Raw genomic sequence first — 26543 nt, forward strand, 5'->3', positions numbered from 1 at the left:
CGGCGCGGAGCAGCGCCGCGATCACGAAGGAGCACCATGACGGATGTGTCCCCTACCGAGCTGACGCTCGAGGAGAAGGCCTCGCTCACCAGCGGCCGCGATTTCTGGACCACCAAGCCGATCGAGCGGGTCGGGGTGCCCTCGATCATGATGACCGACGGTCCCCACGGACTGCGCAAGCAGTCGGCCGCGAGCGACCACCTCGGTCTCGTGCAGAGCGTCCCCGCCACCTGCTTCCCGCCCGCGGTGGGCCTGGGCTCGTCGTTCGACCCGGAGCTCGCCGAGCGGGTCGGTGTCGCGCTGGGCACCGAATCCGCGCTCGAGGACGTCGCCGTGATCCTCGGCCCGGGCGTCAACATCAAGCGCTCCCCGCTGTGCGGCCGCAACTTCGAGTACTTCTCCGAGGACCCGATCGTCTCGGGCGTCATGGGTGCCGGCCTCGTGCGCGGCATCCAGTCGCGGGGTGTCGGAGCCTCGCTCAAGCACTTCGCCGCGAACAACCAGGAGACCGACCGGCTGCGCGTCTCGAGCGACGTCGACCCTCGGCCCCTGCGTGAGATCTACCTGCGCGGATTCCAGCGTGTCGTCGAAGATGCCCAGCCGTGGACGGTCATGTGCTCGTACAACCGCATCAACGGCGTCTACGCGTCCGAGGATCCGTGGCTGCTCACCTCCGTGCTCCGCGGCGAGTGGGGCTTCGAGGGGCTCGTCGTCTCCGACTGGGGCGCGGTCAACGACCGGGTCGCCGGTGTCGTGGCCGGGCTCGATCTCGAGATGCCCTCGAGCGGCGGACGCACCGATGCACAGCTCGTCGCCGCCGTGAAGGACGGCTCGCTGGATGAGGCCGTCGTGGATCTCGCCGCCGGTCGGGTCCTCGATCTCGTGCGCAAGGCCGGAGCTCGGCCCGCCGCATCCGGTGTGCTGGACGTCGACGCCCACCACGCTCTCGCCCGCGAGGCCGCGGGCCGCTCGATCGTGCTGCTGAAGAACGACGGCGACATCCTCCCGCTCGATCGCTCGCAGCGCATCGCCGTCATCGGCGCGTTCGCCGCGGAGCCGCGCTTCCAGGGTGCGGGGTCCTCGCTGATCAACCCGACGCGGGTGGATGCAGCACTCGACGCGATCCGCGCGGCCGCCGACGGCGAGGTCGCCTACGCCGCGGGCTTCACCTTCGACGGCAGCGGGGATGCGGGCGCGCTGCGCGCCGAAGCGGTCGCCGCGGCCGCATCCGCCGAGCGTGTCGTGCTGTTCCTGGGCCTTCCCGCCGCGGAGGAGTCGGAGGGCTTCGACCGCACGCACATCGATCTGCCGGCTGCGCAGCTCGCGCTCGTCGACGAGGTCGTGAAGGCGAACCCGAACGTGGCGGTCGTACTCTCCAACGGCGGCGTCGTCGCCCTGCCCTTCGCCGAACGCGTGCCGGCGATCCTGGAGGGATGGCTGCTCGGACAGGCCGGCGGCTCGGCCACGGCCGACGTGCTCTTCGGTGACGTCAACCCTTCGGCCAAGCTCACCGAGACGATCCCGCTGCGGCTGGAGGACACCCCCTCCTACGGCAGCTTCCCGGGCGAGTTCGGCCACGTGCGCTACGGCGAGGGCCTCCTCGTCGGCTACCGCGGGTTCGACGCGAGCGCGAAGGACGTCGCCTTCCCGTTCGGCCACGGACTCTCCTACACGCGCTTCTCCTACGGTGAGGCGGCGGCCGAGGTCACCGAGACCGGCGATGTGCTCGTGCGGGTCGACGTCACCAACACGGGGGACGTCGCCGGGCGCGAGATCGTGCAGGTGTACTCCTCGCTGCCGGGCTCCGCCGTACAGCGGGCGCCGCGCGAGCTGAAGTCGTTCCTGTCGGTCGCGTTGGACGCGGGCGAGACCCGTACGGCCGAGCTGATCGTCCGCCGCAGCGACCTCGCCTACTGGGACATCCGGGTCGACGGCTGGATCGTGGAGCCCGGCGCCTACGTGTTCGAGGCCGCCGCATCGAGCCGCGACATCCGCTCGTCGGTCGCGCTCGAGCTGACCGGTGACGAGGTGCGCCCGCCGCTGTCGCGCGAGTCTTCGATCGGCGAGCTGCTGGAGAACCCCGCGACGGCCTCGATCATCGGCCCGGCCATCACCGCGATGTTCGGCGATGAGGCGGGGATGATCAAGATGATGGCGTCGTTCCCGATCGGCCGCCTGGCCGCCTTCCCGAACGCGCCCGTGAGCGAGCAGCAGGTCGACGAGCTGATCGCGGCCGGCAACGCCTGAGGCTCAGGATGCGGTGAGCGGAGAGGATCCGGTGAGCGGAGGGCGCTAAGGGTCTCAGCCGCTCGCGACGCCGTGGTCGAAGACGAACTCCTGCAGTGCGCAGACCGCGGCTCCGCGGCACCACTGCTCGTTCGAACCCTCGGCCAGAACGACCTCGACTGCGGACGCGCGCGGGTCGCGGTGCTGCCGCATCCCCGCCATCATCGCCTCCCGGGCGACGTGCGCCAGATCGACGGCCTCGCCTCCGATCACCAAAAGGTCGGGGGCGGTGAGGTTGGCGACGGCCGCGACGAGCTTGCCCAGGGCGAGTCCGGACTGATCCAGGATGCGGCGCACGGCGGTGTCGTCGGATGCGGCGGCCTCGAGAACCTCGGTCCACGTGAGGTCCCGTCCCGTCGCCGCGCGGATCTGGCGGGCTATCGAGGGCGAGGTCAGCATGGCCTCGGCGCAGCCGCGATGGCCCTGCGTGCAGGGCGGGCCCAGAGGGTCGAGGGGCCAGTGCCCCACGAGCCCGACGCCCGAGTCGGCGTTCAGCAGGGGGCGGCCGTTCGCGACGCAGCCGTAGCCCACACCGATCCCGAGCGTCAGCACCGCGAAGTTGTCGTGCCCGGATCCCTCGCCGAACCAGTGGGTCGAGCGCGTGTAGGCCTCGAGGTCGTTGGCGCACGAGACGGGGATGCCGACGCGGTCGGCGACCATCGCGGCCAGCGGGACGTCCTGCCACTCGAGGAAGGGCGCCGAGGTGACGACCCCGCCCGGCCCCACCACGCCGCCCACCGCGATGCCGACGCGATCGATCGTGTGCTCGCGGGCCGCATCCGCGGCGGCGCGGGCGATGAGATCGGCGACCGCGGCGGGGTCCCCGCCGTGCCGGTCGTGGCGCACGGCCGAGACCGGCTGTGCGCACAGGTCGGTGACGACCGTGGTGAGGGTGTCGCTGGAGAGCTTGATGCCGATGAAGTGGTGGGCCTCGGCGACGACCTGCAGCAGGGTCGAGGGGCGGCCCCGTCGCTCCGTGACCTGACCGGACTCCACGAGCAGGCCCGCGGCGATGAGCTCGGCGCTCACCCGGGTGAGGGTCGCGGGTGCGAGGCCGAGTCTGCGGGCGAGTTCCGCGCGGCTCAGCGGCCCGTGCAGGAGCACCTCGAGCGCCACGTCTTGCGCGATCTGATCCCGCGGGCGCCAGGCCATTCTTTTCCTTCGACATCAAAGTAAAACAACGTGATTACAGTCTAGACACGAACTGTTGCATCATCTTTCCTTCGTGTGGTGAAATAAACCGCGATCACGGCGATCGCATGGAAATGGAGACTGCAATGAGGCACAAGCGTTTCGCGTCGATCGGAGCTCTGGCGCTCGTCGCCGGGGCGGTGCTCGCCGGCTGTGCGGCGCCGGGCGGCGACGGCGGCAGCGGCGGCGACGTCACCCTGACCTTCTGGGGCACCTACGGCAACGGCGGCAACAGCGCCCAGACGGACGTCCTCGAGAACGAGCTCATCCCCGCGTTCGAGGCCGATCACCCCGGCATCAGGGTCCAGTACGTCGACATGCCCTATGACGGGCTGAAGCAGAAGCTCACCACGAGCGCCGCCGGCGGCGAGCTGCCCGATCTCATCCGCTCGGACATCGGGTGGGTCGCCCAGTTCGCCAAGCTCGGCGTGTTCAAGAAGCTCAACGGTGCGATGCCCGGCTTCGATGACCTCGCGGCGCAGGTGTACCCCGGCACCCTGCAGACGACTTCGTACGACGGCGACTACTACGGCCTGCCCCTGAACACGAACACGCGCGTGCTCGTCTCGAACACCGCCGCGCTGCAGGCCGCGGGGATGTCCGTGCCCCCGAAGACCTTCGACGAGCTGCGCGATCTGGCCGGCAAGCTCAAGGGCACCGGTGTCGCGGCCTTCGCCGACAGCGGGCTCGACGCGTGGAACGTGATGCCCTGGATCTGGTCTGCGGGCGGCGACATCACCGACAAGGACCTCACTACTTCCACGGGCTACCTCGACAGCGCGCAGAGCGTTGCGGGCGTGCAGCTGCTCGTCGACCTGTACCAGGAGGGGCAGATCCCGAACCTCATCACGGGCAACGCCGGCTCGACCTCCACGAGCGACGGACTGCCGTCGGGCGCGTACGCCACCATCCTCGACGGTCCCTGGATGCAGGACATCTGGGCGGGGCAGTACCCCCAGTTCACCCCCGTCTACTCGCCCGTGCCGGCGGGCAAGGGCGGATCCATCAGCGTCGTCGGCGGAGAGAGCATCGTGCTCACCGAGGGCAACACGCACGCGGATGCGGCCTATCAGTTCATCGAGTTCACTCAGTCCGAGAAGTTCCAGCTGGCGATGGCAAAGGTGGGTCAGATGTCGGTCAAGCCCGATCTCGCGCAGAAGCAGGCCGAGCTCGTGCCGTACTTCGCCACCTTCGCTGACCAGCTGCAGACCGCTCGCGCGCGTCTTCCCATCCCGCAGGCGGGAGAGGTCGACAAGATCCTCAGCGAGCAGCTCGTCCCGGCCTTCGACGGCTCGACGACGGTGCAGGCCGCGCTGACGGCGGCAGCGGGCAAGATCGACGCACTGCTGGCGGAGAACAAGTAAGTGTCCACCCTCGCCGCGGGCCGGAGCGAGACCAAGCCCTCGCTCCGGCCCCTCTCCGCCCGCCGCCGACGGCGCTTCGACCCGACCCCGTGGCTGTTCATCGCCCCCGGCGCCCTCCTATTCGCCCTCTTCATCCTGTATCCGATGGTGCAGGCGGCGCAGATGAGCCTGTATGACTGGAACATCCTGCGCGGGGCGGCGAGCGAGTTCGTCGGCCTCGACAACTACGCGCGTGCGCTGCAGGACGACCGTTTCTGGCTGAGTCTGGGTAACAGCGGCATCTACATGCTGTTCACGGTGCCGCCCCAGATCGTGCTCGGCCTCGCCGTCGCGATGCTGCTCAAATCCCGTGCCCCCGCCCGACCGCTGTTCCGGGTGCTGTTCTACCTGCCCGTCGTCACGAGCTGGGTGGTGGTGTCGCTGCTGTTCAAGTACCTCTTCGCCGACCAGGGGCTCGTCAACTTCGTGCTGGGCAGCGACACCTCCTGGCTCTCGGGCCGGTGGACGGCCCTCGTCGCGATCTGCGCACTCGGCGTGTGGAAAGGCGTCGGCTGGTCCATGATGATCTTCCTCGCCGCGCTCCAGGGGGTGCCGCAGTCCCTCGAGGAGGCGGCCGCGCTCGACGGGGCCAACTGGTGGCAGCGGTTCCGCGCCGTCACGATCCCCGCGATCTGGCCCGCCATGCTGTTCGTCGTCGTGATGCTCGTCATTGGCGGGTTCAACGTCTTCACCTCCGTCCTGCTGATGACCGCCGGCGGGCCGGGCGGCCAGACCGAGGTCCTGCTCACCTTCATGTACCAGCAGGCGTTCTCGAACCTCGACTTCGGCTACGGCGCTGCGCTTGCGGTGCTCCTGACGATCGTCGTGTTCGTCTTCTCGGTCGTGCAGCTGCGCGTGTTCCGCGACCGTACGGATGAGGAGGCCCTGTGATGAATGCTCGTCAGGACGTCCGCCGACGCGCGGCGACCTCGCTGCGCGTCGTCGCGCTGATCGTCGGTGCGGTCGTCATGGTGACGCCGTTCCTGTACATGCTCTCGACCTCGTTCAAGCCGCAGGCGTTTGTGCTGTCGACGCCGCCGCAGTTCATCCCCGATCCGTTCACCTGGGACAACTACGTGCAGGCGTGGACGACGCAGGACTTCGCGCGCTACGCGATGAACTCGATCATCGTCGCCGTGGTCTCCACGGCGCTCTCGGTGCTGATCAGCTCGATGATGGCGTACGGGTTCGCCCGGTTCACGTTCCGGGGGCGTGAGGTGCTGTTCCGCATCCTGCTGATCGGGCTCATGGTGCCGGCGATGATGCTGATCATCCCGCAGTTCGTGCTCGCGAAGTACTTCCATCTGCTCGACTCGCTGGCCGGTCTCATCGTGTTCTACGTGGCGGGCTCGCTCGCGCTGAACGTCTTCCTGCTGCGCGGCTTCTTCGCGGCGCTGCCGGGGGAGCTCGACCACGCGATGCAGATCGACGGCGCGAACGCGTGGACCCGCTTCTGGCGACTCGCGATCCCGCTGGCGCGGCCCGCCCTGGCGACCGCGACGATCTTCACGTTCCTCGCGAGCTGGGACGAGTTCGCCTGGGCGCTGACCATCATCAACAGTCCGCAGAACCGCACCCTGCCCATCGCCATCCAGCTCTTTCAGGGGCAGAACGCGACGCAGTGGGGGCTCGTCTTCGCCGCATCCGTGATCGCCGTGATCCCGGTGATCATCGTCTACCTCGTCTTCCAACGCCACTTCGTACAAGGCCTCACCTCCGGGGCCATCAAAGGATGATCGTGCATCAGTACTCCCTTCTTCCCACCCGTGCCACGTACACGCCGCAGGATGCGGTCCTCATCGAGATCGAGACCACGGACGACGCCCTCGCGGGCACGCTGAGCGTCTGGCGGCTCGGCGTCGAGCTCTGGCGCGGCGAGGTCGCCGGTGGCGGGGTGCACGAGGTGGACGTGCCCGGCGAGGGGTCCTACGGGATCGAGCTCGTCGTCGCCGGCGGCATCGTCGCCCGCACGGCGGTCGAGGTCACCTCCGAGGCGCGCTCGCGCCTGCGGTACGGCTTCGTGGCCGCCTACCCCGCCGACAAGGACATCGACGCCGCGACCCGGCTCGCGCGTCGGCTGCACGTGAACGCCGTGCAGTTCTACGACTGGGCCTACCGCCACGCGGATCTGCTGGGCGGGGGTGAGAGCTACGACGATGCGCTCGGCCAGACGATCAGCCTCGACACCGTGCGCGCCCTCGCCGCCGGCTACCGGGCGGTCGGGGCCGAGGCCATCGGCTACGCCGCCGTCTACGCCGTGGGGCCCAACGAGTGGGACCGTTGGAGCGGGCTCGCCCTGCTGCGCGGCGACGGCGAGCCCTACGCGCTCGGCGACTTCCTGTTCATCGTCGACCCCGCCGCCGAGCCGTGGCTCACGCATTTCCGCGGCGAGCTGGCGCGCTCCGCCGCGGAGGTGGGCCTCGACGGCTTCCATCTCGACCAGTACGGCTACCCGAAGTTCGCGACGACCCCCGACGGCGCTCTCGTCGACGTCGCGGAGTCCTTCGCGACCCTCATCGGCGGCGTCCGCGAGGAGCTGCCGCAGGCCCGTCTGATCTTCAACAACGTCAACGACTTCCCGACCTGGCGCACCGCGTCCCTCGACCAGGACGCGGTGTACATCGAGCCCTGGGAGCCCAACGACTCGCTCGCCTCTCTGGCCGCCCTCGCGCTGCGGGCGCGTGCCGAGGGCGGGGGCGACCCGTCGTGTTGGCGGCGTACCAGCACGTCTACGACAGTGTCGAGCCCGCCCAGGGCGACATCTCGACGGCGCTCACGATGGCCACCCTCTTCTCGCACGGTGCCACCCAGTTGCTCGCCGGAGAGGACGGGCGACTGCTCGTCGACCCCTACTACGTGCGCAACCAGGCCGCATCCGAGGGCACGCTGGACCTGCTGACCCGCTGGTACGACTTTCTCGTCGAGCACGACGCGCTGCTGATGCCCGCGCACGTCCGCGAGGTCACCTCGTCGTACGTGGGCGGCTACAACGGTGACCTCGACGTGCGGTTCGAGGGCGTCGCCGTCGCCTCCACCGCCACGGCCGGCGCCGTCTGGCGCCGCGTGACCACCGCGGAGGTCGGGCTGGTCGTGCACCTGATCAACCTCGTCGACCAGACCGACACGGCATGGGATGCGGCCCGCAACCAGCCGATGCCCCTCGCCGGCGGCCGGCTGCGGATGCGTAGCCTCCGCGACCGCGTCCCGCGCGTGAGCGTCGCCGACCCCGACGGCAGCGCCCGGCTCGTGCCGGTCGAGGTGCATGTGCACGGCGACGAGGCGTTCGTCGATCTTCCCGCACTGAACATCTGGCAGGTGATCCATGTCGTCTTCTGAGCTCGTCGCGGCCGTCGCGGACGGGAGCGGCAGCGCCGCCTGGTGGACCAGGGCCGTCGTCTACCAGGTGTATCCGCGCAGCTTCCAGGACTCCGACGGCGACGGCATCGGCGACCTGCGCGGGATCATCCACCGGCTCGACCACCTCCAGCGTCTGGGCATCGACGTCGTCTGGCTCTCGCCGGTGTACCGGTCCCCGCACGCCGACAACGGCTACGACATCAGCGACTACGAAGACATCGATCCCCTCTTCGGCACGCTCTCGGACTTCGACGAGCTGCTGGCCGAGGCGCACGCCCGTGGGATCAGGATCGTCATGGACCTGGTGGTCAACCACACCTCCGACGAGCATCCCTGGTTCCGCGAGGCGCGCTCCGCGCGCACCGCGGCCAAACGCGACTGGTACTGGTGGCGCGACGCGCGTCCGGGGACCGTTCCGGGGGAGCCCGGCAGCGAGCCCACGAACTGGACGTCCTTCTTCTCGGGATCGACGTGGGAGTACGACGCGCAGAGCGGTCAGTACTACCTGCACCTGTTCGATCGGAAGCAGCCGGATCTGAACTGGGAGAACCCGGAGGTGCGGGAGGCGGTCTACGCCATGATGCGCCGCTGGCTGGAGCGCGGTGTCGACGGCTTCCGCATGGACGTCATCAACCTGATCTCCAAAGCGCCCGGCCTGCCCGACGGCGCGGCCGCGCCCGGCGAGCTGTACGGCGACGGATTCGTCCACTTCGCGCACGGGCCGCGCCTGCATGAGTTCCTGCAGGAGATGCATCGCGAGGTGTTCCAGGGGCGCTCGGGCCTGCTCACGGTCGGGGAGATGCCCGGCGTGAATCCCGAGGAGGCTGCCCTGTTCACGGATCCGGCGCGGCGCGAGCTGGACATGGTGTTCCAGTTCGAACACGTCGGTCTCGACCACGGCGACGGCTCCAAGTTCGTGCATCGCCCGCCTGCGCCCGGTGCACTCGCCGCGTCGTTCACCCGATGGCAGGAGGCGCTCGCCGAGACCGGGTGGAACAGCCTCTACCTCTCGAACCACGATCAGCCCCGCCCCGTCAGCCGCTTCGGCGACGACGGCGCGTGGTGGCGCGAGTCGGCCACGGCGCTGGCCACGGTGCTGCATCTGCAGCGCGGCACGCCCTACGTCTACCAGGGCGAGGAGCTGGGGATGACGAACACGCGGTTCGCGTCGATCGAGGACGTGCGCGACATCGAGAGCATCAACCACTACCGGGAGCGGATCGCCCTCGGTGACGACGCCGAGACGGTGCTCGCCGGCATCGCGCACATCGGCCGCGACAACGCGCGGACCCCGGTGCAGTGGGATTCGACCGCGCACGCCGGTTTCACGACCGGCACTCCCTGGATCGACGTCAACGCGGCGGCGGCGCACATCACCGCGCAGTCCCAGTACGGGGTCGAGGGCTCGGTGTTCGAGCACTACCGCGCGCTCATCGCGTTGCGCCACGAGGAACCCATCGTCGCCGAGGGCGACTTCCGTCGGATCGATGCGGGCAGCGACGCCGTGTTCGCCTTCGAGCGCCGGCGGGGCGAGCGCGCACTGCTGGTCGTGGCGAACCTGTCGTCGGAGCCCGTCGTGCTCTCCGGCGAGCTCGCAGCGACCCTGGCCGACCGGCCGCCGATCCTGACGAATCTGCCCGCGGATCCGGGGGCGGATGCGGGTCGGCTGCGCCCCTGGGAAGCTCGCGTGGTCCGCCGGGACCCGCCCGAGGCCTGAGCCTCCGGCGCGGTGCGGGTCCTTCCCGCGCCGCGCCGGAAACCATGCGACCGCCGCCTTCCCGAACGCGCCCGTGAGCGAGCAGCAGGTCGACGAGCTGATCGCGGCCGGCAACGCCTGAGGTTCAGGATACGGTGAGCGGAGAGGATCCGGTGAGCGGAGGGCGTGCATCCCTCGAGGCGTCCTCCGCTCACCGCATCCCCACCGCTGCCCGGGTCAGTCGAGGCGTCGCACGTCGAAGAGCATCGCCTGCTGCGGATCCAGCGTCGGCAGCGGAACGCCTGCGGTCGCCAGGACAGCGCCCGCCAGCACGATCTCTTCCTCGAGGGCGCGGCTGATCCACTCCGACGGCGCGACGTCGCGACGCTTCGCCAGCCCGACCTCGGTGCGGATGCGGATGCCGTACCGCGCTGACGCATCGAGCCCGGGGAACGGGATGCGGCCGACTTGACCGTCGGCGGAGCTCGACAGTCGAGCCCAGGTGAAGAGCGCGCGCGATCCGTCCTGCGCGACGATCCCGGTGAGCTGCGTCGCGTCGTCGATGAGGTCCGCGTTGACGATGCGGCCGCTGTGTACGAGGGGGCGTAGCTCCCGGTAGAGATCTGCCCAGGCGCGCGTCGCTGCCAGCTGTGCGTCGTCCTGGCGGGTCAGGTCCGCTTCGATCCCGGCGTGCGCGGTGAGCGCCGTGAGGAACCGGAACGACAGATCGGTGACGCGCGAGGTCGTGTGCGCTTCGGCGTCGCCCAGGTGCGAGCCGATCAGCTCGGGCGGAACGACCAGGCGCGTCCAGCGTTCGATCTGCGACCGCTCGACGGGATCGTTGCAGTCCGATGCCCAGACTCTGTCAGTACGTTCCAGGATGCCGAGATCCACTCGCCCGCCGCCCGCAGAGCACGTCTCGATCTCGAGCGCGGGATGCCGGCGCCGCAGCTCGTCGAGCAGCCGGTACAGCGCGAGGGTCTGCGCGTGGACCGCGGGGCGGTCGCCGTCGGCGCGGTGCGCGACGGCCTCGAGCAGGTCGCGGTTGTGATCCCACTTGATGTAGTCGATGTCGTACGTCGTGACCAGCGAGCTGACCCGCTCCAGCAGGTGGTTCCACGCCTCCGGGTGGGCGATGTCGAGAACCTGCTGGTGTCGAGACGTGCCGCCGAGACCTTCGGCGGGGGCGAGAATCCACTCCGGATGCTCGCGCGCGAGGTCCGAGTCCGGGCTGATCATCTCCGGCTCGAACCAGAGGCCGAACTGCATACCCGCGGCGCGTACCTGCTCCACCAGGGGGCCCAGCCCGTCGGGCCAGACGCCCTCGTCGACGTACCAGTCGCCGAGGCCGGCGCGGTCGGAGCGGCGATGGCGGAACCAGCCGTCGTCGAGCACGAGGCGTTCGACGCCGACCTCGGCGGCGCGCGCGACGAGCGCGGACAGACGCGTCAGGTTGTGGTCGAAGTAGACCGCCTCCCAGGTGTTGAGCGTCAGCGGTCGGGGTGAGGAGGGATGCGTGGCACGCGCGCGCAGGCGCCGGTGCAGGCGGTCGGAGAGACCGTCGAGGCCCGCATCCGACCAGGTGAAGATCGCGAGCGGGGCGTCGTAGCGGTCACCGGGCGCGAGACGGATCTCGCCGGCGCGGAGGAGCTCGCCGACGCCGATCACCGAGCGCAGCGCCCCCGCACTCTCGGGCAGCCTCTCGGCGAGGTATTCGGCATCGCCCGAGAACGCGAGATGCGCGCTCCAGAGCTCACCGTGCCCGAAGCCGAACCCCGGTGTTCCCAGCGCGAGCAGGAACGGTGAGTCGTGCCCGGGCTTGCCGCGCCGCGCGCGCCGCACGTGGCTGCCGTCGCGCAAGGCACCGCGTTGCGGCGAGCGTTCGCGCACCCACTTGCCGGAGAAGTCGAGTACCTCGCTCGCGCGGGCGGGAACCGGCAGGAGGGCGCGCAGCGCCTCCAGATCGTAGAGCGCGTCGGTGTGCTCGTTGCCCGGACGCGTGACGGAGAGGGCGACGCTCAGAACGCCGAAGCGATCGAGGGCGTAGGTCGCCTCACCGTCCAGACCGGTGACCTCGTCGTGCAGCAGAATGCGGATCAGGCCGCCCCCCGCCTCCTCGTGCGACACCCGCGCATCGACGAGGCGGGGACGAGGTGTCGTGGCCGCACCGCCCGCGTGACCGGACTGGGCAGGGCTCCCCGACCAGCCGTCGCGCTCGCTCGGCCAGATCGTGAACGTGCGGGCCGCATCCGGCGCGTTGTTCAGGACGGCGGGAGCACCCGTGAGACGCATGCCCGCGCCGAGATCGGTGGCGTCGCCGAGATCCGCTCCCCAGTGCAGGATGCGGGGAACCGGGTCGGTCAGCTCGATCAGCAGGCTCACACCTGCGGCGCGCAGGTGCGCAGTCGTGTCGTCGTCGCGGTGCATCGGTGCTCCTTCGCGCGGGTGGAGGTCGTCGCGGCCGATCAGGCGTCGCGGTGTGCGCCGGCCGAAGGGGTCACGGTGAAGATCGTGGGGGCGGTGAACCCGGCGTCGGCGAAGGCGCGGCGCACCGCATCCGACACCGCATCGATCCGGTCCGCGTCGACGAGCGCGATGGCCGCGCCGCCGAAGCCGCCGCCGGTCATACGCGCGCCGATCGCCCCCGCTGCCATGGCTGCCTCGACCGCGGTGTCGAGCTCGGGAACCGAGATCTCGAAGTCGTCGCGCATGGAGGCGTGGGAAGCGAGCAGCAGCTCGCCGATGGCACGCGGGCCCTGTTCGCGGAGCGTCCGGACGGTGTCGAGCACGCGCTGGTCCTCGGTCACGACGTGCCGCATCCGCCGGAAGGTGACATCGTCGGTCTTCGTCCGTGCCTCTTCGAGGTCCTCGACGTGCACGTCGCGAAGCGCCGGAACGCCCATGATCGACGCCCCGAGCTCGCACGACGCGCGGCGGTCGCGGTAGCCGCCGGTCGAGTGCGAGTGCTTCACGTTCGTGTCCATGACCAGCAGCTCGAGACCTGCGGCCGCGAAGCCGAGATCGACGACCGTGGTGTCCAGCGTGCGGCAGTCGAGGAAGATCGCTGCATCCCGCTCGCCGAGCATCGAGGCCATCTGGTCCATGATGCCGGTGGGCGCGCCCACCGCCTCGTTCTCGGCGACGCGGCCGACCTTCGCGAGCGCTACGCGGTCCAGGCCCAGCTCCCACACGTCGTTGAGAGCGGATGCGGTGGCGCCCTCGATCGCGGCGGAGGAGGAGAGTCCTGCCCCCACCGGCACGTCGGAGGCGATCGCGATGTCGACGCCGGTGACGCTCGACGCCTCCCGCCCCGACGCCGCCAGCAGTGCCCATGCGACGCCGAGCGGGTACGTGGACCACTCGGGTACGTCGTCGCGGCCCTCGGGGAAGAGCGCGTCGAGCTGGTCGAGCGCAACCTCGACGGGCACCGGGTCCAACGTCGACACGACGCGGATGCGGCCGTCCTCGCGCAGACCCAATTGGACGTGGGTGCGGTGCTCGATCGCGAACGGCAGCACGAAGCCGTCGTTGTAGTCGGTGTGCTCGCCGATGAGATTCACCCGGCCGGGCGCCGACCAGTGGCCGACCGGCGCGCTCCCGGTCAGCTCGACGAACAGGTCGCGGGCGGCGGCGGCCGCATCCGTCTGGGTCACAGTGATACTCCTTCTACGGCCTCGCGCAGGCGTGCGGCGGCGGTCTCGGGCGGAACGTCGCCGATCCAGGCGCCCATGGCCGCCTCGCTTCCGGCGAGGTACTTCAGCTTGTCGGCCGCGCGGCGCGGCGAGGTCAGTTCGAGATGCAGGCGAGCGCCGGCGCGTCCGGTGTGCACGGGGGCCTGATGCCAGGCCGCGATGTAGGGCGTCGGGGTGTCGTAGAGCGCATCGACGCCGCGCAGCAGCCGCAGATACAGCGGCGCCAGCTCGTCGCGCTCGGCGTCGTTCGTCTCGGCGAAGTCGGCGACGTGGCGGTGCGGCACGAGGTGCACCTCCAGGGGCCATCGCGCGGCGAACGGCACGAAGGCGGTCCAGTGCTCGCCGGTGAGGATCACGCGCTCGCTCTGCGACTCCATCTCGAGGATGCGGTCAAACAGGTCGTCGCCGGTGCGCTCGAGCGCGGCCAGCAGTCGCTGCGTGCGCGGGGTGACGTACGGGTAGGCGTAGATCTGCCCGTGCGGATGCGGCAGGGTCACGCCGATCTCCCGCCCGCGGTTCTCGAACGGGAAGACCTGCTGGATGCCGGGCAGCGCCGAGAGCGCTGCCGTGCGGTCGGCCCATGCCTCGATCACGGTGCGTGCGCGAGTCACGGTCTGAGTGCCGAAGGAGCCGGCGTGCTCCGGGCTGAAGCACACGACCTCGGTGCGCCCGACGGAGGTGCGGGTGCGGCCGAGCCCGTACTCGGCCAGGTCTGCGAGACTCCGCGGCGGGTCGACCGCCGCCGGGACGTCGTCGGTCGCTGTGGCGAGGGCCGGACCGAACGAAGGCGACTTGTTCTCGAAGACCGCCACGTCGTAGCGCGACGGGATCTCCGAAGGGTTCGTGGGTGTCTGCGGGGCGAGGGGGTCGAGTTCCGCCGGCGGCAGGAACGCGCGGTTCTGACGGTTGGCGGCGATGGAGATCCAGTCGCCGGTCAGCACGTCGAGGCGCATCGTCGCGGTCTCCGGACGCGGCGCCAGCTCGCGGGCATCGATGCTGCGCTCGGGCGGAAGGGTGGTGTCGGGATCGTCGTAGTAGATGAGCTCGCGGCCGTCGGCGAGGCGCGTGGGTCGCTTCACGACGCCCGCACCGAGGAGTGCGACATCCTGCTGAGGTGTGTTCACGATAACACGCTACATTTCGGGCGTGATATCGTCAACATGACGACGGGGGTGCGATGGCTCGGGTATCGATGGCGGATGTCGCCGCACACGCGGGCGTCTCCGCGCAGACCGTCTCGCGCGTCGTCAACCAGAGTCCGCGCGTCGACCCGGCCACCCGCGCCAGGGTCGAGGCGGCCATGAGCGCGCTGGGCTATCGGATGCACCGCGCGGCGAGGGCGCTGCGCACCGGGCAGACCCGCACGATCGGCCTCGTCGTGTCCACGCTCGCCTCGGTCGGTAACTCGCGCATGCTGCAGGCGATCGCGGAGGCCGCAGCCGTACGCGACTACGCGCTCGCGATCGTCACGGTCGCCGGCACCCGCGACATCGCGGAGGCGTTCTCGCAGCTGCGCGATCAGGGTGTCGACGGAGCCGTCGTCCTGAACGAGGCGACGCGACTCGCCCGCGGTGCTGAGCCGCCCGCGGGGCTTCGTCTCGTCGTGGTCGACTCGCCGCCCGACGACCGCTTCACGATCGTGCAGACCGATCACGCGGGCGGCGCGCGTCTCGCGACGCGGCACCTGCTGGATGCCGGTCATCGCACGGTGCATCACCTGGCCGGCCCGGTGACCTCTTTCGCGGCGTCCGAGCGCGAGCGCGGCTGGCGCGAGGAGCTCGCCGAGGCGGGCATCAAGGCCCCCGAGCCGCAGCGCGGCGACTGGACCTCCCGCTCGGGCTACGAGCGCGGGGCGGCGTTCGCCGCCGCATCCGCCGTCTTCGTCGCGAACGACCAGATGGCTCTCGGGCTGCTGCGCGCCCTCGCCGACGCGGGCCGCCGTGTGCCCGAGGACGTCGCGGTCGTCGGCTTCGACGACATCGTGGATGCGGCCGAGTACCGCCCCCCGTTGACGACCGTGCGGCAGGACTTCGACGCACTGGGCTCTCGCGCCGTCGAGGTGCTCGTGCGCATGATCGAGACGGACGAGGCCGCATCCGCGCAGGAGATCGGCGCGACGCTCGTCGTCCGCGACAGTGCCTGACGCGATCCGAAACGCGTGATGCCCCGGGATGCGGCGGCATCCCGGGGCATCACGGTCGGTGTTACTTCTGGACCGGGATCGACTGCGACTCGAGCGTCTTGATGGTCGAGTCCTGACCCTTCTGCAGCGCGTCGGCGAGCGTCCCCGAACCGGACACGGCGGCCTTGAAGCCGTCCGAGACGTCGGCGTAGGTCTGCGTCATCGTCGGGCCCCACGCGAAGTCGGGGGTGACCTCGGTGGCCGCCTGCGCGAACACGTCGTAGATCTTCTGTCCGCCGTAGAAGTCGACGCCCTCGGCCAGCGACGGGAGCTTCAGGCCCTCGGTGGTCGCGGGGTAGATGTTGGCGGCCTTGTTCAGCGCCGTCAGCGCCTCATCCGAGGTGTTCAGCCACAGAGCGAACTTCGACGCCTCGTACGGGTGCTTGCTGCCCTTGAGCACGGCGATCGAGGAGCCGCCCCAGTTGCCGGAGACGGCGTCGCCGGCCTTCCACTGCGGCATCTGCGCGACCGACCACTTGCCGGACGTGTCGGGTGCGCCGCTGGAGATCGAGTTGGCGCCCCAGACGGCCGAGTTCCACGTCCAGACCTGACTCGAGTTGTAGGCGTTGTTCCACTCGTCGGTCCATGCCGGGTACGTGCTGACGAGGTCCTCGGAGATGAGGTCCTGCCAGTAGTCGGCGACCTTGGTGGAGGCGTCGTCGGTCAGCGAGACCTTCCAGCCGTCGGAGCCGTTGTCGAACCACTGCCCGCCGGCCTGCCAGACGAAGCCAGCGAACTGGTTGATGTCGGACTGCGAGAAGTTGGTGATGTAGCCGCCGAGAGCGCGGATCTTCTTCGCGGCAGCCACTCGTACTTCATCGTCCCGAAGCCACGTTCACGTGACCCGTTCTGACCCGGCGTTCGGACTCTCGTGCGGACGTGCCGGATCTCGGGGTGCGCGGCGATGAACGCTTCGAACGTGAACGAGCGGAACGGGCCACCGTTGTCAGTGACGATCGTCACGACCGGTAGCAGCTCGCCGGTCGCTTCGTTGACCTCGCAGTCGTCGATCAGTGGGTGTCCCATCAGTGCCTCGGCCTCAGCGAGGGCGAGTTCGACCGCGGCGACGGCGTCGTGCTTGTTCGCTGTCGGGGACACGTGCGCGTCGAACTCGTACTTGGCCCGGTAGTCCCGGCAGGATGCGATCCGCCAGGTTCCGCCGGTCGTGGTCTCGTGCTCGGAGAAGTCCAGCTGCCACACCTGGTTCGGGCCCGTCGGTTCCGTCGCGAACGCGGCCTTGCGGCGCTCGGCGAGCTTGCGACGCTCCCGCTGGTGGTTCGCCTCCAGGAGCGGGCCCTCGTCGCGCAGCAGCCGCAGCACGGTCGCCTGCGAGACCCGGTACCCGTGACGGCGGGTCATCGCCCAGACCTTCCGGTGACCCCACGCAGGATGCGCGGCCGCGTGCCGGACCACGACGTCCCGGACGGCGCTGCGAGACGGCTGCGGCCAGGGGCCCTTCGGCGGCCGATCGGTGCGGGCTTTGGCCTGCCCACGCCGCCAGGTCCGTTCGGGCATGTCGATCAGGCGGCAGAACCTCGCGGTCGACATGCCCGCATCGGTGCGGATCACCTCGAGGTCCTCGAAGGGCCCAGCCGGCCCTCGGCGGACTTCTTCCACACTCGGATCTCGACCGCTGCCTCACTGAGGGCCTGGGTCAGCTCGGCGACCTCGTCCTCGAGCTGCTGCTCCCGGGTGGACGGCTTCGACTTGCCCGCGTCGATCCCGGCCTTCCCACCCTCGAGGAACTGCCGCTTCCAGCTCCCGATCGCCTGCTCAGACACCTTCTCGCGGCGGGCCGCCTCAGCGATCGAGATCTCACCCTGCAACACAGACAACACAATGCGGAGCTTCTTCTCCGCAGGGATCGTCGGGGGACGACTCATGATGATCAGACCTAGGGGCGCTGCATCAGCAACTAACTACCCCTGCCACATACTCTGATGCGCGACACGGCCACTCAGACCGTTGGCCGCAAGCGCCGACCGGCGCTCGGCGACGGCCGCAGAGCTGGAGGGCCGCGGCGTCGCTGCGGATCGCCCAGTTGCGATCGTAGGCCCGGTCCGAGGCGAGCCATTTCGCCGTCCGAACGAACCGGTTACCACGGATCGCGCCGTTGGTGACGTCACCCTGGAGGTAGACGCGTTCGCCTGCCAGGGCGACTCCACGCGAAGCGATGGCTCACTGGCTCCGGATGGCCCAGGGACCAGCCACCTGCAAGCGTCGCGGCGCGACCGTCGAGCCCATCATCGGAACCCTCAAACAATCCTCAGCCGACTCTCTCGCAGAGGACTCGATGCAGTCCGAGGTGAGCTGAACCCCGCAGCAGCCGCCTACAACATTCGGAAGACCCACACCGCCAAAGCCTGAGCGCTTGCCAGGAGAATCGTCGAGTTTGCCCCCGCGGTCCCGGTCACCAGATCCTCCATCACTGGTGACGCTCGAATACGGCATTCTGCGACAGGCTCTACGACGTCGAGATCCGCCGGGTGATCTGCAAGACCAACGCGAAAGCAACGATCAACATCGGGGCCTGCCGGGGGCAGCGCATTGCGGAAGCGCTCCGTTGGGGCTCGCTCCGCGCCTACGGTAGTGCTTGTTACGTCGAAGCGGCGCGGGGCGAGCCGCACGAAGAGTGCGACCCGCCCCGCGCTGGTTCGGGCTCAGACGTTCTCGTCGTGTGCGATCGCTCTCGATCGGTTCCTCGCGCGTGCGACCATCACGATCCCGACCGTGAGAACGAGGAGGCCGAGGCCGCCCGACATGGCCCACAGCACGACGTCGCCGCCGGTGGAGGCGAGCGACCCGGAGCCGCCCGCCCCGCCGCTGGAGACGCCCGAGCCGCCGCCGGTGTTCGGCGTCGTCCCGCCGTCACCACCGCCGGACACCTGCGGGGCACGCACTGTGATGTCGGCCTGCGCCACCACGACACCCGAGGTCACGACGATCGTGTGACGGCCCACGGGGACGTCCGCCGGAATCAGGACCGTCCGCTCCAACGTGCCGTCGTCGCGAGTCGTGGCCTCGTCCAGCAGCACGGGGTCGGGGTGCAGCTCGATCCGGGCGGATGTCGTCGCCGGCAGCTTTCCCGCTCGCACGGTGACCTTCTGCCCCGCCTGCACGGTGTCCGCCGACAGCGTCAGCGACCCGCAGGTCGTGGTCAGCTCGATCGGCTGCCCCTCGGGCGCATCGACCCGATCGCACACACCCGGCTGAGCTGCGGCGTCGCCGCCGAGCACGACCTGGGTGCCGTCGAGGTCGATGCTGAAGGATCGCCCGAGATGGTGCAGTCCCGATACTCCGCCGGTCGCCCCCGGCAGCCGCACGAAGGTCGGCGTGCCCTCGTCGGAACGGTACCCGTTCAGCATCCACAGATTGTCGATGACGTGGGCCATGCCGAAGGTCGTCGGGCTCTCACCCCGCGAGATCGGTGCGTCACCGGGGTTCTTGCCCTGCTGATACACCTCGCTGAACCGGTTGGTGCGGGTGATGTCGCGCAGCGTCGACTCGAGATAGACCTGAACCTTCTGCGCCTGACCGTGCTCGATCAGGCCGTACGCGACGAACTGCGCGTCCGGCGTTTTGATCGAGTCGGATGCCGTGCCGGCGAACTGCGCGACCGGGTCGTACTCCGCGTCGAACCGGGCCATGATGGCCGTCGTCTCCGCGTCGGTGAGGCCGGGAAGGTGCAGACCGGTGCCGACGTAGTTGACGGTGCCCTTGCGCTGGTCGTATGTAGCGTCGGGCTTGCTGGTCCAGTAGTACTGCACCGCCCTGCCGTCGGTCATGAAGAACCACTCCTGGTACTGCGCGAGGAGTGTCTTCTGCAGCGCGAGGAACGACGCCGCGTCGGCGTCGAGGCCGAGGACCCGAGCGCTCTCGGCGGCGTAGTCCAGGTCGATGGCGAGCGAGTTCACGAACTCGGCATCGCGCTCCTGTGAAGCCGGGACGCCGCCCCCCGGGTAGTGCGAGTCGATGTTCCAGGCGAGGTGTTCGCTCGACCAGCCCATGTGCGCCTTGATGGCGGGATAGACCTCGGCGAGCTTGTCCTTGTCACCGGTGATCGAGTACAGCATCCACGCCGTCTGAGCCTTGCGGCTGGGAAGCGACTCGCCGTTCAAGCCGCCGTCTGCCTCGACGTCGGCCATCATTCCCACGAGCGAGTCCCAGGCGAGGGCGGGCTCCGTGTAGCCGAGGTACTGGATGCCGAGCAGCGAGTCCCAGCTCGCCGAGGCGCGGTTGCGCTCCGACCCGCCGTTGTAGGTCGCGGCCTTGCCCGTGGCGACCTGCGCGTGGCTGATGCCGCTCTCGGGCTGCGGAGGCACGACGGTCTGCTTCAGGTTCACGAAGGAGCGGTAGTACATCGCACGGATGTCCTCTCCCGTCGTGCCCTCCGCCGAGACAGCGCGAAGCGTGTACTGCTCTACGGCCGGCACAGCAGCCAGGTACGCGTTCCACTCATCCGTGCGAGTCTGCAGCGCAGCCGCGACCACGGAGGCGTCCGCACCCCGGGAGGCGCTGGCCGCGGCTGCGCTCGTCGCGTCCGCACCTGTTCCGTACGCGTATCCCAGGCCGATGGCGCTGTTGGCGTCGTTCGGAAGGACGGCGACCCATGCCGTGCTGGTCGACGTCGGCGACGACGTCCCCCCGGCGCCCTGAGACGCAGAACCGGGCGAGTCGTAGAAGAGCACCTCTGCGCCGGCGGGGAAGCCCACCGCGCGCGTGTAGTTGTCGGCGGCGACCGTCAACACGCGTACGCCCGTGTCCCAGCCCGCGACGCCGGAGAAGCGACCCGCGAGGGTCGGGCTGCCGGCGGTGAGGTTCGCTGGCGACACTAGGCGCGACACGGTGGTGGCATCGACGAAGACGTCGCTGGTCGAGTACGAGCCGGAGCCGCCGTACGTTCCCGTCCAGTCGAGCGACTGGGGATTCCAGGTGTTCGTGTAATCGCTGGGACTCTGCAGCCAGTCGTTCGACCCGTGCAGGGAGAGTCGTGTGAAGGTGGCAGACGTCGGGACCGGGGTCTTCGTCGAGAACAGCTTGATACCGAACGTCTGCGTGCCGGATCGCCCGGTGAGAGCAGCGAGGTTGTAGCTGAAGACGCCGGTCGCGTCGGTGTCGTCCTGGATGACGGCGAAGTCGCCGTTGCCGTCTGCGCCGGTGAGCTTCAAGGCCCACTTCGACCCCGTGCTGAGGGGCCCGACGGCGACGGTCAGCACGGGATTGTCGGTCAGGTTCACGGTGACGGCCCGGGCGACCGCGCCGAATCCCGAGCTGGATGCGCTCGTCACGGTCGCGCCGACGCCCGAGGCGGCTCGCGCGATGGTCGCGCCGTTGTTGGACTGGACGTTCGTGCTCCAGGCGCCCAGATCGGAGAAGTCCTCGACCAATCCGGGGCGGGCGTGGACAGACAGGCCCCGGAAGGTGGCCGTGCCGTTGTTCGACGCGAAGAGCTTTACGGTCACTTTGCCGCTGTGCACGTTCAGAGCCTTCAGGTCATAGGCGAAGGTTCCGGTGGCGGCGGTGTCGGTCTGGACCACGATGTCGGGCTGGCCGTCGGGGGCGATCTTCAGTGCCCATTTGCCTGTCGTGGCAGCGACTGAGACGAGGAGGACGGGATCTGCGTCGACATCCAGGACGACGTCGCGCCCGACCGCGCCCCAGTCCTTCCCGCCGCCGGGGGCGACCGTTCCGCCGCCGGCGCCGACTGTGAGTGCTCCGCCGTTGTTGGTGCTGCGCCAGTGCGTCGCGCTGTCGGCGTTGAAGCCTTCGCTGAGCGTGGGAGTGGTGTCGCCTTCGTCGTAGAGGGCGGCGAGCGAGGTCGGGGCATCGGTCGCGGTGAAGGAGTTGCGGACGACACCGTCGGCCGTGCGCTTTCGCTGATCGCCGTAGAACATGGTGTCCAGGCTGTTGTCGGCCTTCGGGCGGGTGTCGTCGGTCTGGCTGTGGCTCGGGTTGAGCGCGACGCGCGAGTCGGGCTCGGAGAGCCACCGTTGCTGTGCGGCGCTCGAGTCGGCGAGGTCGGCGACGGTGACGGGGCCGGGGTTCGGAGCGGGGGCGGACGGCGATTCGGCGAAGGCAGTCGCAGCGGGGAGCATCAGCGCGCCCGCTGCGAGGATCGTCACCGCCGTTCTGGAGGTGCGCCGAAAGAGGGATCTGTGCGTCATCAGTCTTCCTTGTCTGATCGTTTCGTCACCCAGAACGAGAGGGCACGATGGAAACCGAAACGTTTCGGTTCGCGGCAACCCTATTGACGACCGGAAGCGGTGTCAAGAAACGGTGGACGTGAGAGCCGAACAGACCTTCGGCTACGAACTCCTCTCGAGAACCGCACGCGGTGATCTAGTGTCGGAGGAATGAACCGAGGAGCGGAGGACGCATGCCCGGTCGCGTGACGATCACCGACGTCGCGGCACGCGCCGGCGTCGCGATCAGCTCAGTGTCGAGCGCGCTGAACGGCCGCCCCGGCGTGTCGGAGCAGACACGCCAGAAGATCCTGCTCGCCGCAGATGAACTTGGCTTCGTGCCATCGGTGCGGGGGAAGAGCCTCGCCGGCAAGAAGACGTTCGCCGTCGGCCTTGTCGTGCACCGCAATCCCGACGTGCTCGAGCTCGACCCCTTCTTTGGCGCCTTCATCAACGGCATCGAGTCGTGGATCGACGAACGCGACTTCGCGCTCGTTCTCCAGACGAGCTCCGACGCCGCGGGGACGCTCGAACGCTACCGTCGCCTCGCTGCGGGGAAGCGCGTCGACGGCGTGTTCCTCAACGAGATCGAGATCGACGATCCGCGCGTCGCTCTCGTGCAGGAGCTCGGCCTCCCCGCGGTCGGCATCAACCCCGAGCCCGGATTCCCCTTGCCGAGCGTGCGCCAGGACCATGGGGCGGCGATCGAGCAGCTGGTCGACCATCTCGTGGGGCTCGGCCACACCTCGATTGGTTTCGTCAGCGGTCCCCCGCGCTTCATCCACTCTCGCCAGCGTGAAATGGCCTGGCGGCTCGCCCTCGAGGCCAGGGGACTGCGCCCCGGACCCTTGGTGCCGGCATCCTTCACCTACGAGAGCGGCATCGAGGCCGCGAGTTCCATGCTGTCGGTGCGGCTGCGTCCCACCGCAGTGATCTGCGCCAACGACCTGTCTGCGATGGGGTTCATGGCACAGGCTCAGCATCTGGGCTTCGAGATCCCGGGTGACCTGTCCGTCGCCGGCTATGACGGCATCCAACTCGCAGAGTACGTGCGCCCGTCCCTCACGACGGTGCAGACCCAGCCGCGCCGGACGGGTTATGAGGCGGCACGCATCCTGCTCGAGCTGATCGACGGCACTCCGGCGGCGGATGCGGATATCGAACCCGCGGTGCTCGTCGTGCGCTCGTCGACGGGTCCCGCGCCTCGCGTGCACTGAGCATCTGGCCACGATCTGCCACCGCAGGGTTGCGGCCAGGAGGTGAGCGTGGCATGCTGACGTAACCGAAACGTTTCGGCAAGTCGGACCCCCAAGGTCGCAATTACTGAGGAGAAGATCCACACATGGCAACGAAGAAGTTGCGCGCGAGGCGCCTGATCCGTCACGGAGCAATCCTGGCAACCGCACTGGTTGCCGTCAGCGCCCTGGCAGCATGCTCATCCGACAACAGCGGGACGCCGTCGGGCGACGGTGCCGTATCCGGCGACCTGCAGATCCTGGTCTCCAGCGCCGACGCGTCGGATGCCGCGTTCAAGCTGATCAACGAGGGCTTCGAGAAGAAGTACCCCGACGTGAAGGTGACCTTCTCGTCGGTGTCCAACGACAACTACCCGGCAACGAAGTCCTCGCGCCTCACCGCGGGGAACGTGGACATCCTCGTCGCGAAGAACGTCGTCGAGGTCCCTGAGTTCGCTGCCGAATCCACCTCTGACGACGTGCTCCTCGCCCGGTCCGGCGGACTGCTGGACCTGACCGACGAGCCCTTCATGAAGCGCTTCACTCCGAGCGTCCTGGACTCGCAGGCGATCGACGGCAAGCAGTACGTCGTTCCGACGGGCCTCAGCTACTCGACGGGCGTCTACTACAACAAGGCGATCTTCGAGGCGAATGGGCTTTCCGTGCCCACGACCTGGAGCGAGCTCGAGAACGTCATGACGACCCTCAAGGGCAGCGGCGTCGCACCCTTCGGTATCGGCGGCAAGGACACCTGGCCCGCGGGCCTCGCGATGCTCGGTGTCGTCGGCTCCACGTACCCGGACGTGAGCGACAAGGAGAAGCTCGTCGAGGGCTTCTGGAAGAACACGGTCAGCCTGACCGACCCGGAGCCGGTGTCGGTGCTGGAGAAGACCGAGACGATCTTCCAGAACGCGCAGGCGAACTTCGCCGGCACGGGCTATGACGAGATCCCGGCCGGCTTCGCGAAGGGCGACTACGCGATGACGATCGACGGCACCTGGAACGAGCCCACGATCCAGGCGGCTGTCGCGGGAGCCTTCGACTACGGCTACTTCCCGCTGCCGGCCTCGGACGACGCCGCCGACAACGCCTTCCTCAACGGCAAGATCGAGCTTCAGCTCGCGATCGCCTCGGGAACCAAGAACAAGGCCGCCGCGCTCGCGTGGATGGACTACTTCTCCGACCCCGACAACTACAAGCAGTTCGTCGACCGCGCCGGCTTCTCCCCCGCCGAGCCGGACATCGCCCTGAGCGACTTCCTGAACTCGATCGCGCAGTACACCAGCACGTTCCAGCCCGCCTGGGACCAGAAGTGGGTTGCGAACAACAAGGCCGGCCAGGACGCCGTCTACCCGTTCAACTACCCGGCACTCGCGCCGCTCGGCTCCGACGACGCGGCTCAGGCCGCCGCCGCCGCCCAGACCGCGTGGAAGGCCGCCTTCTAAACCGCCCACGCGCCGCCCCGGCGCTCACCACGAGCGCCGGGGCGGCGCCACGCTCTCTTTCCTCGAGGTCATCGTGTCTCAATCTTTCCCGTTCCCACGTCGCGGGCCGGTCCGGATCACGTTCACGGTCGGGCTGATCGTGCTCACCGTGTTCGGTCTCGTCCCGGCTGTCGGCATGCTGGTCGTCTCGTTCACCGATCTGCGTGGGCTGCCCTACCTGCCGGTCAACTGGGTGGGCGTGGAGAACTACATCAGCTTCTTCTCGCCTGCCAAGTGGGCCGACAGTGCGAACGCGCTCCGCAACACCCTCGTCTTCGCGATCGTCAGCACGGTGATCCAAATCGTCCTCGCGTTGGGCATCGCGATCCTGCTCAACCGCCCGCTGCGCGGCCGCAACCTGTACCGCGCGGTCGTCTTCATGCCCACCGTCCTCGGCGTCACCGTGACCGGCCTGGTGTGGTCTCTGATGTTCAACGTCACGGGCGGCCCCGCGGCCAGCTTCCTCTCGCTGTTCGGCAAACAGTCCGCCTTCTTCGGGGACCCGAGGATCGCGCTGGCCCTCGTCATCGTCGTCCAGATCTGGATGATCGTCGGCATCTCCGTCATCATCTTCCTCTCCGGCCTGCAAGCCATCCCCGAAGAGCTCTACGAGGCCGGATCGATCGACGGGGCCTCCGGCTGGCAACGGTTCCGGTTCATCACGATCCCCATGCTCGCACCGTCGATCACCGCGAACGTCCTGCTCGGCATCGTCAATGCGCTGCAGAGCTACCAGCTCACCTACGTCCTCACCGGCCCCAGCAACAAGTCCACGCAGGTGCTCTCGCTCCTCGTCTTCGTGCAGGGCTTCGGCGGAGCGTCGGGGACCACGCTGTCCCAGTCGCAAGGCTATGCCGCCGCGATCTCGATGGTGCAGTTCGCCATCGTCGGCATCGTGAGCCTGCTGGCCCTGTGGTACTTGCGCAAGAGAGAGGCCAAGCTGTGACCACGACGACACGGCCGGGCACAGTCCCGGCCCCGACATCCCGCTCTGCAGCGCCACGTCCTCCTCGGCGGCGGCGGCGCTATCCGATCGGCGCATACATCTGCGTAGCGCTGCTGATGATCGTGTTCGTGTTCCCGATCCTCTACCTCCTGAACACTGCGCTGAAGAGCCAGGCCGAATTCGTCTCGGACCCCGTGGGCATCGTCACGGACCCGCAGTGGGGCAACTTCCTTCAGGCGTGGACCCAGGGCAACTTCGGCTCGTACATCTTCAACAGCATCCTGTACACCGTCGCCGGGTCGCTGATCGGCACGGTCATCTCCGTCGTGCTGGCCTTCCCCGTCTCGCGCGGCTACATCAAGGGCGGCAAGTTCTGGTCGGTGCTGTTCGTGCTCGTGCTGTTCCTGCCGAACGCGCTGATCACCCAGTTCCAGCTGCTGCTGCGTCTCGGGCTGTACGACAACCAGCTCGGCTACATCCTCATGGTGGGGGTGGGCGTGGGGGTCGGTCCCCTGCTGTACAGCGGGTTCGTGAAGTCGATCCCGCGTGAGCTCGACGAGGCGGCGGCCATCGACGGCGTGGGGTACTGGCGGTATCTCATCTCCTTCGTCGTCCCGCTGTCCAAGCCCGCTCTTTCGACGATCCTAATCCTCCAGGCCGTGTGGATCTGGAACGAGATCATCCTCGCCACGGTTCTGCTCGCCGATCCGGCGAAGTTCCCCGTAACCGTCGGGCTCTACGCCTTCAAGGGCACCTATTCCAACCAGTGGCCGCTCCTGGCGGCGGCGACCTTCATCGTGGCCGCACCGCTCATCATCGGCTACATCTTCATCCAGCGTTACCTCGTCAGCGGCGTGCTCGGCGCCGTCAAGGGTTGACCGTCACCATC

General features: G+C 69.0%; 16 protein-coding genes and 2 pseudogenes. 11 read left to right on the plus strand and 7 right to left on the minus strand.

Annotation, left to right across the window (positions count from 1 at the left end; translation table 11 throughout):
* Positions 1-36: 36 nt before the first annotated feature.
* Entirely contained in the window at positions 37-2247 is a 2211-nt protein-coding gene (locus tag AC1VNH_RS13055) for a glycoside hydrolase family 3 C-terminal domain-containing protein (protein ID WP_483111833.1), read from the plus strand.
* A gap of 54 nt (positions 2248-2301) precedes the next feature.
* On the opposite strand, the gene AC1VNH_RS13060 is transcribed toward AC1VNH_RS13055, so the two are convergent.
* Positions 2302-3438 carry an ROK family protein gene (locus AC1VNH_RS13060; protein WP_483111834.1) on the minus strand — a complete coding sequence of 379 codons (1137 nt, stop codon included), beginning with the start codon at positions 3436-3438 and terminating at the stop codon, positions 2302-2304.
* Between the two features lie 125 nt (positions 3439-3563).
* On the opposite strand from AC1VNH_RS13060, the gene AC1VNH_RS13065 reads away from it, so the two are divergent.
* From AC1VNH_RS13065 to AC1VNH_RS13085, 5 genes and pseudogenes are all read left to right on the plus strand, one after another.
* Positions 3564-4841: an extracellular solute-binding protein gene (locus AC1VNH_RS13065; protein ID WP_483111835.1), complete on the plus strand. Its 1278-nt coding sequence runs from the start codon at positions 3564-3566 to the stop codon at positions 4839-4841.
* A complete protein-coding gene (locus AC1VNH_RS13070; protein ID WP_483111836.1) occupies positions 4842-5771 on the plus strand; it encodes a carbohydrate ABC transporter permease in 930 nt (309 codons plus the stop codon).
* Positions 5771-6616 (plus strand): carbohydrate ABC transporter permease, encoded by an 846-nt coding sequence (locus AC1VNH_RS13075; protein ID WP_483111838.1) that lies wholly within the window; start codon positions 5771-5773, stop codon positions 6614-6616. Before AC1VNH_RS13070 ends, AC1VNH_RS13075 begins: the two co-directional genes overlap by 1 nt.
* A pseudogene (locus AC1VNH_RS13080) lies at positions 6613-8216 on the plus strand (glycoside hydrolase family 66 protein). Before AC1VNH_RS13075 ends, AC1VNH_RS13080 begins: the two are co-directional and overlap by 4 nt.
* Positions 8203-9954: an alpha-glucosidase gene (locus AC1VNH_RS13085; RefSeq protein ID WP_483111839.1), complete on the plus strand. Its 1752-nt coding sequence runs from the start codon at positions 8203-8205 to the stop codon at positions 9952-9954. Before AC1VNH_RS13080 ends, AC1VNH_RS13085 begins: the two are co-directional and overlap by 14 nt.
* Positions 9955-10170: 216 nt before the next feature.
* Here AC1VNH_RS13085 and AC1VNH_RS13090 read toward each other — a convergent pair whose 3' ends face one another.
* Genes AC1VNH_RS13090 through galT form a run of 3 tightly spaced genes read right to left on the minus strand, consistent with a single transcriptional unit; the run spans position 10171 to position 14749 of the window.
* Positions 10171-12360: an alpha-galactosidase gene (locus AC1VNH_RS13090; protein WP_483111840.1), complete on the minus strand. Its 2190-nt coding sequence runs from the start codon at positions 12358-12360 to the stop codon at positions 10171-10173.
* A 38-nt stretch (positions 12361-12398) separates the two neighbouring features.
* Positions 12399-13586 carry a galactokinase gene (gene galK / locus AC1VNH_RS13095; RefSeq protein ID WP_483111841.1) on the minus strand — a complete coding sequence of 396 codons (1188 nt, stop codon included), beginning with the start codon at positions 13584-13586 and terminating at the stop codon, positions 12399-12401.
* Positions 13583-14749 (minus strand): galactose-1-phosphate uridylyltransferase, encoded by a 1167-nt coding sequence (gene galT / locus AC1VNH_RS13100; RefSeq protein ID WP_483111843.1) that lies wholly within the window; start codon positions 14747-14749, stop codon positions 13583-13585. The genes galK and galT overlap by 4 nt, the downstream gene beginning before the upstream one ends.
* Before the next feature lie 53 nt (positions 14750-14802).
* Here galT and AC1VNH_RS13105 point away from each other — a divergent pair, with 53 nt between their 5' ends.
* Positions 14803-15768: a LacI family DNA-binding transcriptional regulator gene (locus AC1VNH_RS13105; protein ID WP_483111845.1), complete on the plus strand. Its 966-nt coding sequence runs from the start codon at positions 14803-14805 to the stop codon at positions 15766-15768.
* Positions 15769-15829: 61 nt separating this feature from the next.
* Here AC1VNH_RS13105 and AC1VNH_RS13110 read toward each other — a convergent pair.
* The 3 genes and pseudogenes from AC1VNH_RS13110 to AC1VNH_RS13120 all read right to left on the minus strand — a co-directional run.
* Positions 15830-16609 (minus strand): annotated as a pseudogene (locus AC1VNH_RS13110) (type 2 periplasmic-binding domain-containing protein); the annotation flags it as partial.
* A 763-nt stretch (positions 16610-17372) separates the two neighbouring features.
* Positions 17373-17690, minus strand: coding sequence for a transposase (locus AC1VNH_RS13115; protein ID WP_483111847.1), 318 nt, complete (start codon positions 17688-17690; stop codon positions 17373-17375).
* 777 nt (positions 17691-18467) lie between these two features.
* The gene (locus AC1VNH_RS13120) at positions 18468-21971 is read right to left on the minus strand and encodes a hypothetical protein (protein WP_483111848.1); all 3504 of its coding nucleotides are present in this window, start codon (positions 21969-21971) and stop codon (positions 18468-18470) included.
* 212 nt (positions 21972-22183) lie between these two features.
* On the opposite strand from AC1VNH_RS13120, the gene AC1VNH_RS13125 reads away from it, so the two are divergent.
* The 4 genes from AC1VNH_RS13125 (at position 22184) to AC1VNH_RS13140 (ending at position 26532) form a co-directional block, all read left to right on the plus strand.
* The gene (locus AC1VNH_RS13125; protein WP_483111849.1) at positions 22184-23206 is read left to right on the plus strand and encodes a LacI family DNA-binding transcriptional regulator; all 1023 of its coding nucleotides are present in this window, start codon (positions 22184-22186) and stop codon (positions 23204-23206) included.
* A 125-nt stretch (positions 23207-23331) separates the two neighbouring features.
* Positions 23332-24669 carry an ABC transporter substrate-binding protein gene (locus AC1VNH_RS13130; RefSeq protein ID WP_483111850.1) on the plus strand — a complete coding sequence of 446 codons (1338 nt, stop codon included), beginning with the start codon at positions 23332-23334 and terminating at the stop codon, positions 24667-24669.
* A 73-nt stretch (positions 24670-24742) separates the two neighbouring features.
* Complete coding sequence (locus tag AC1VNH_RS13135) at positions 24743-25654, plus strand: carbohydrate ABC transporter permease (protein WP_483111851.1); 912 nt, start codon at positions 24743-24745, stop codon at positions 25652-25654.
* A 116-nt stretch (positions 25655-25770) separates the two neighbouring features.
* Positions 25771-26532, plus strand: a complete 762-nt coding sequence (locus AC1VNH_RS13140; protein ID WP_243226652.1) for a carbohydrate ABC transporter permease — start codon at positions 25771-25773, stop codon at positions 26530-26532.
* Positions 26533-26543 lie beyond the last annotated feature (11 nt).

The organism is Microbacterium sp. KU4F, from assembly GCF_056868075.1.

Excerpts from the sequence above, each read along its gene's own strand:
- AC1VNH_RS13055 (WP_483111833.1), top strand. The coding sequence starts at position 37 with ATGACGGATGTGTCCCCTACCGAGCTGACGCTCGAGGAGAAGGCCTCG.
- AC1VNH_RS13060 (WP_483111834.1), bottom strand. The coding sequence starts at position 3,438 with ATGGCCTGGCGCCCGCGGGATCAGATCGCGCAAGACGTGGCGCTCGAG.
- AC1VNH_RS13065 (WP_483111835.1), top strand. The coding sequence starts at position 3,564 with ATGAGGCACAAGCGTTTCGCGTCGATCGGAGCTCTGGCGCTCGTCGCC.
- AC1VNH_RS13075 (WP_483111838.1), top strand. The coding sequence starts at position 5,771 with ATGAATGCTCGTCAGGACGTCCGCCGACGCGCGGCGACCTCGCTGCGC.
- AC1VNH_RS13085 (WP_483111839.1), top strand. The coding sequence starts at position 8,203 with ATGTCGTCTTCTGAGCTCGTCGCGGCCGTCGCGGACGGGAGCGGCAGC.
- AC1VNH_RS13090 (WP_483111840.1), bottom strand. The coding sequence starts at position 12,360 with ATGCACCGCGACGACGACACGACTGCGCACCTGCGCGCCGCAGGTGTG.
- AC1VNH_RS13105 (WP_483111845.1), top strand. The coding sequence starts at position 14,803 with ATGGCTCGGGTATCGATGGCGGATGTCGCCGCACACGCGGGCGTCTCC.
- AC1VNH_RS13115 (WP_483111847.1), bottom strand. The coding sequence starts at position 17,690 with ATGAGTCGTCCCCCGACGATCCCTGCGGAGAAGAAGCTCCGCATTGTG.
- AC1VNH_RS13120 (WP_483111848.1), bottom strand. The coding sequence starts at position 21,971 with ATGACGCACAGATCCCTCTTTCGGCGCACCTCCAGAACGGCGGTGACG.
- AC1VNH_RS13125 (WP_483111849.1), top strand. The coding sequence starts at position 22,184 with ATGCCCGGTCGCGTGACGATCACCGACGTCGCGGCACGCGCCGGCGTC.
- AC1VNH_RS13130 (WP_483111850.1), top strand. The coding sequence starts at position 23,332 with ATGGCAACGAAGAAGTTGCGCGCGAGGCGCCTGATCCGTCACGGAGCA.
- AC1VNH_RS13140 (WP_243226652.1), top strand. The coding sequence starts at position 25,771 with ATGATCGTGTTCGTGTTCCCGATCCTCTACCTCCTGAACACTGCGCTG.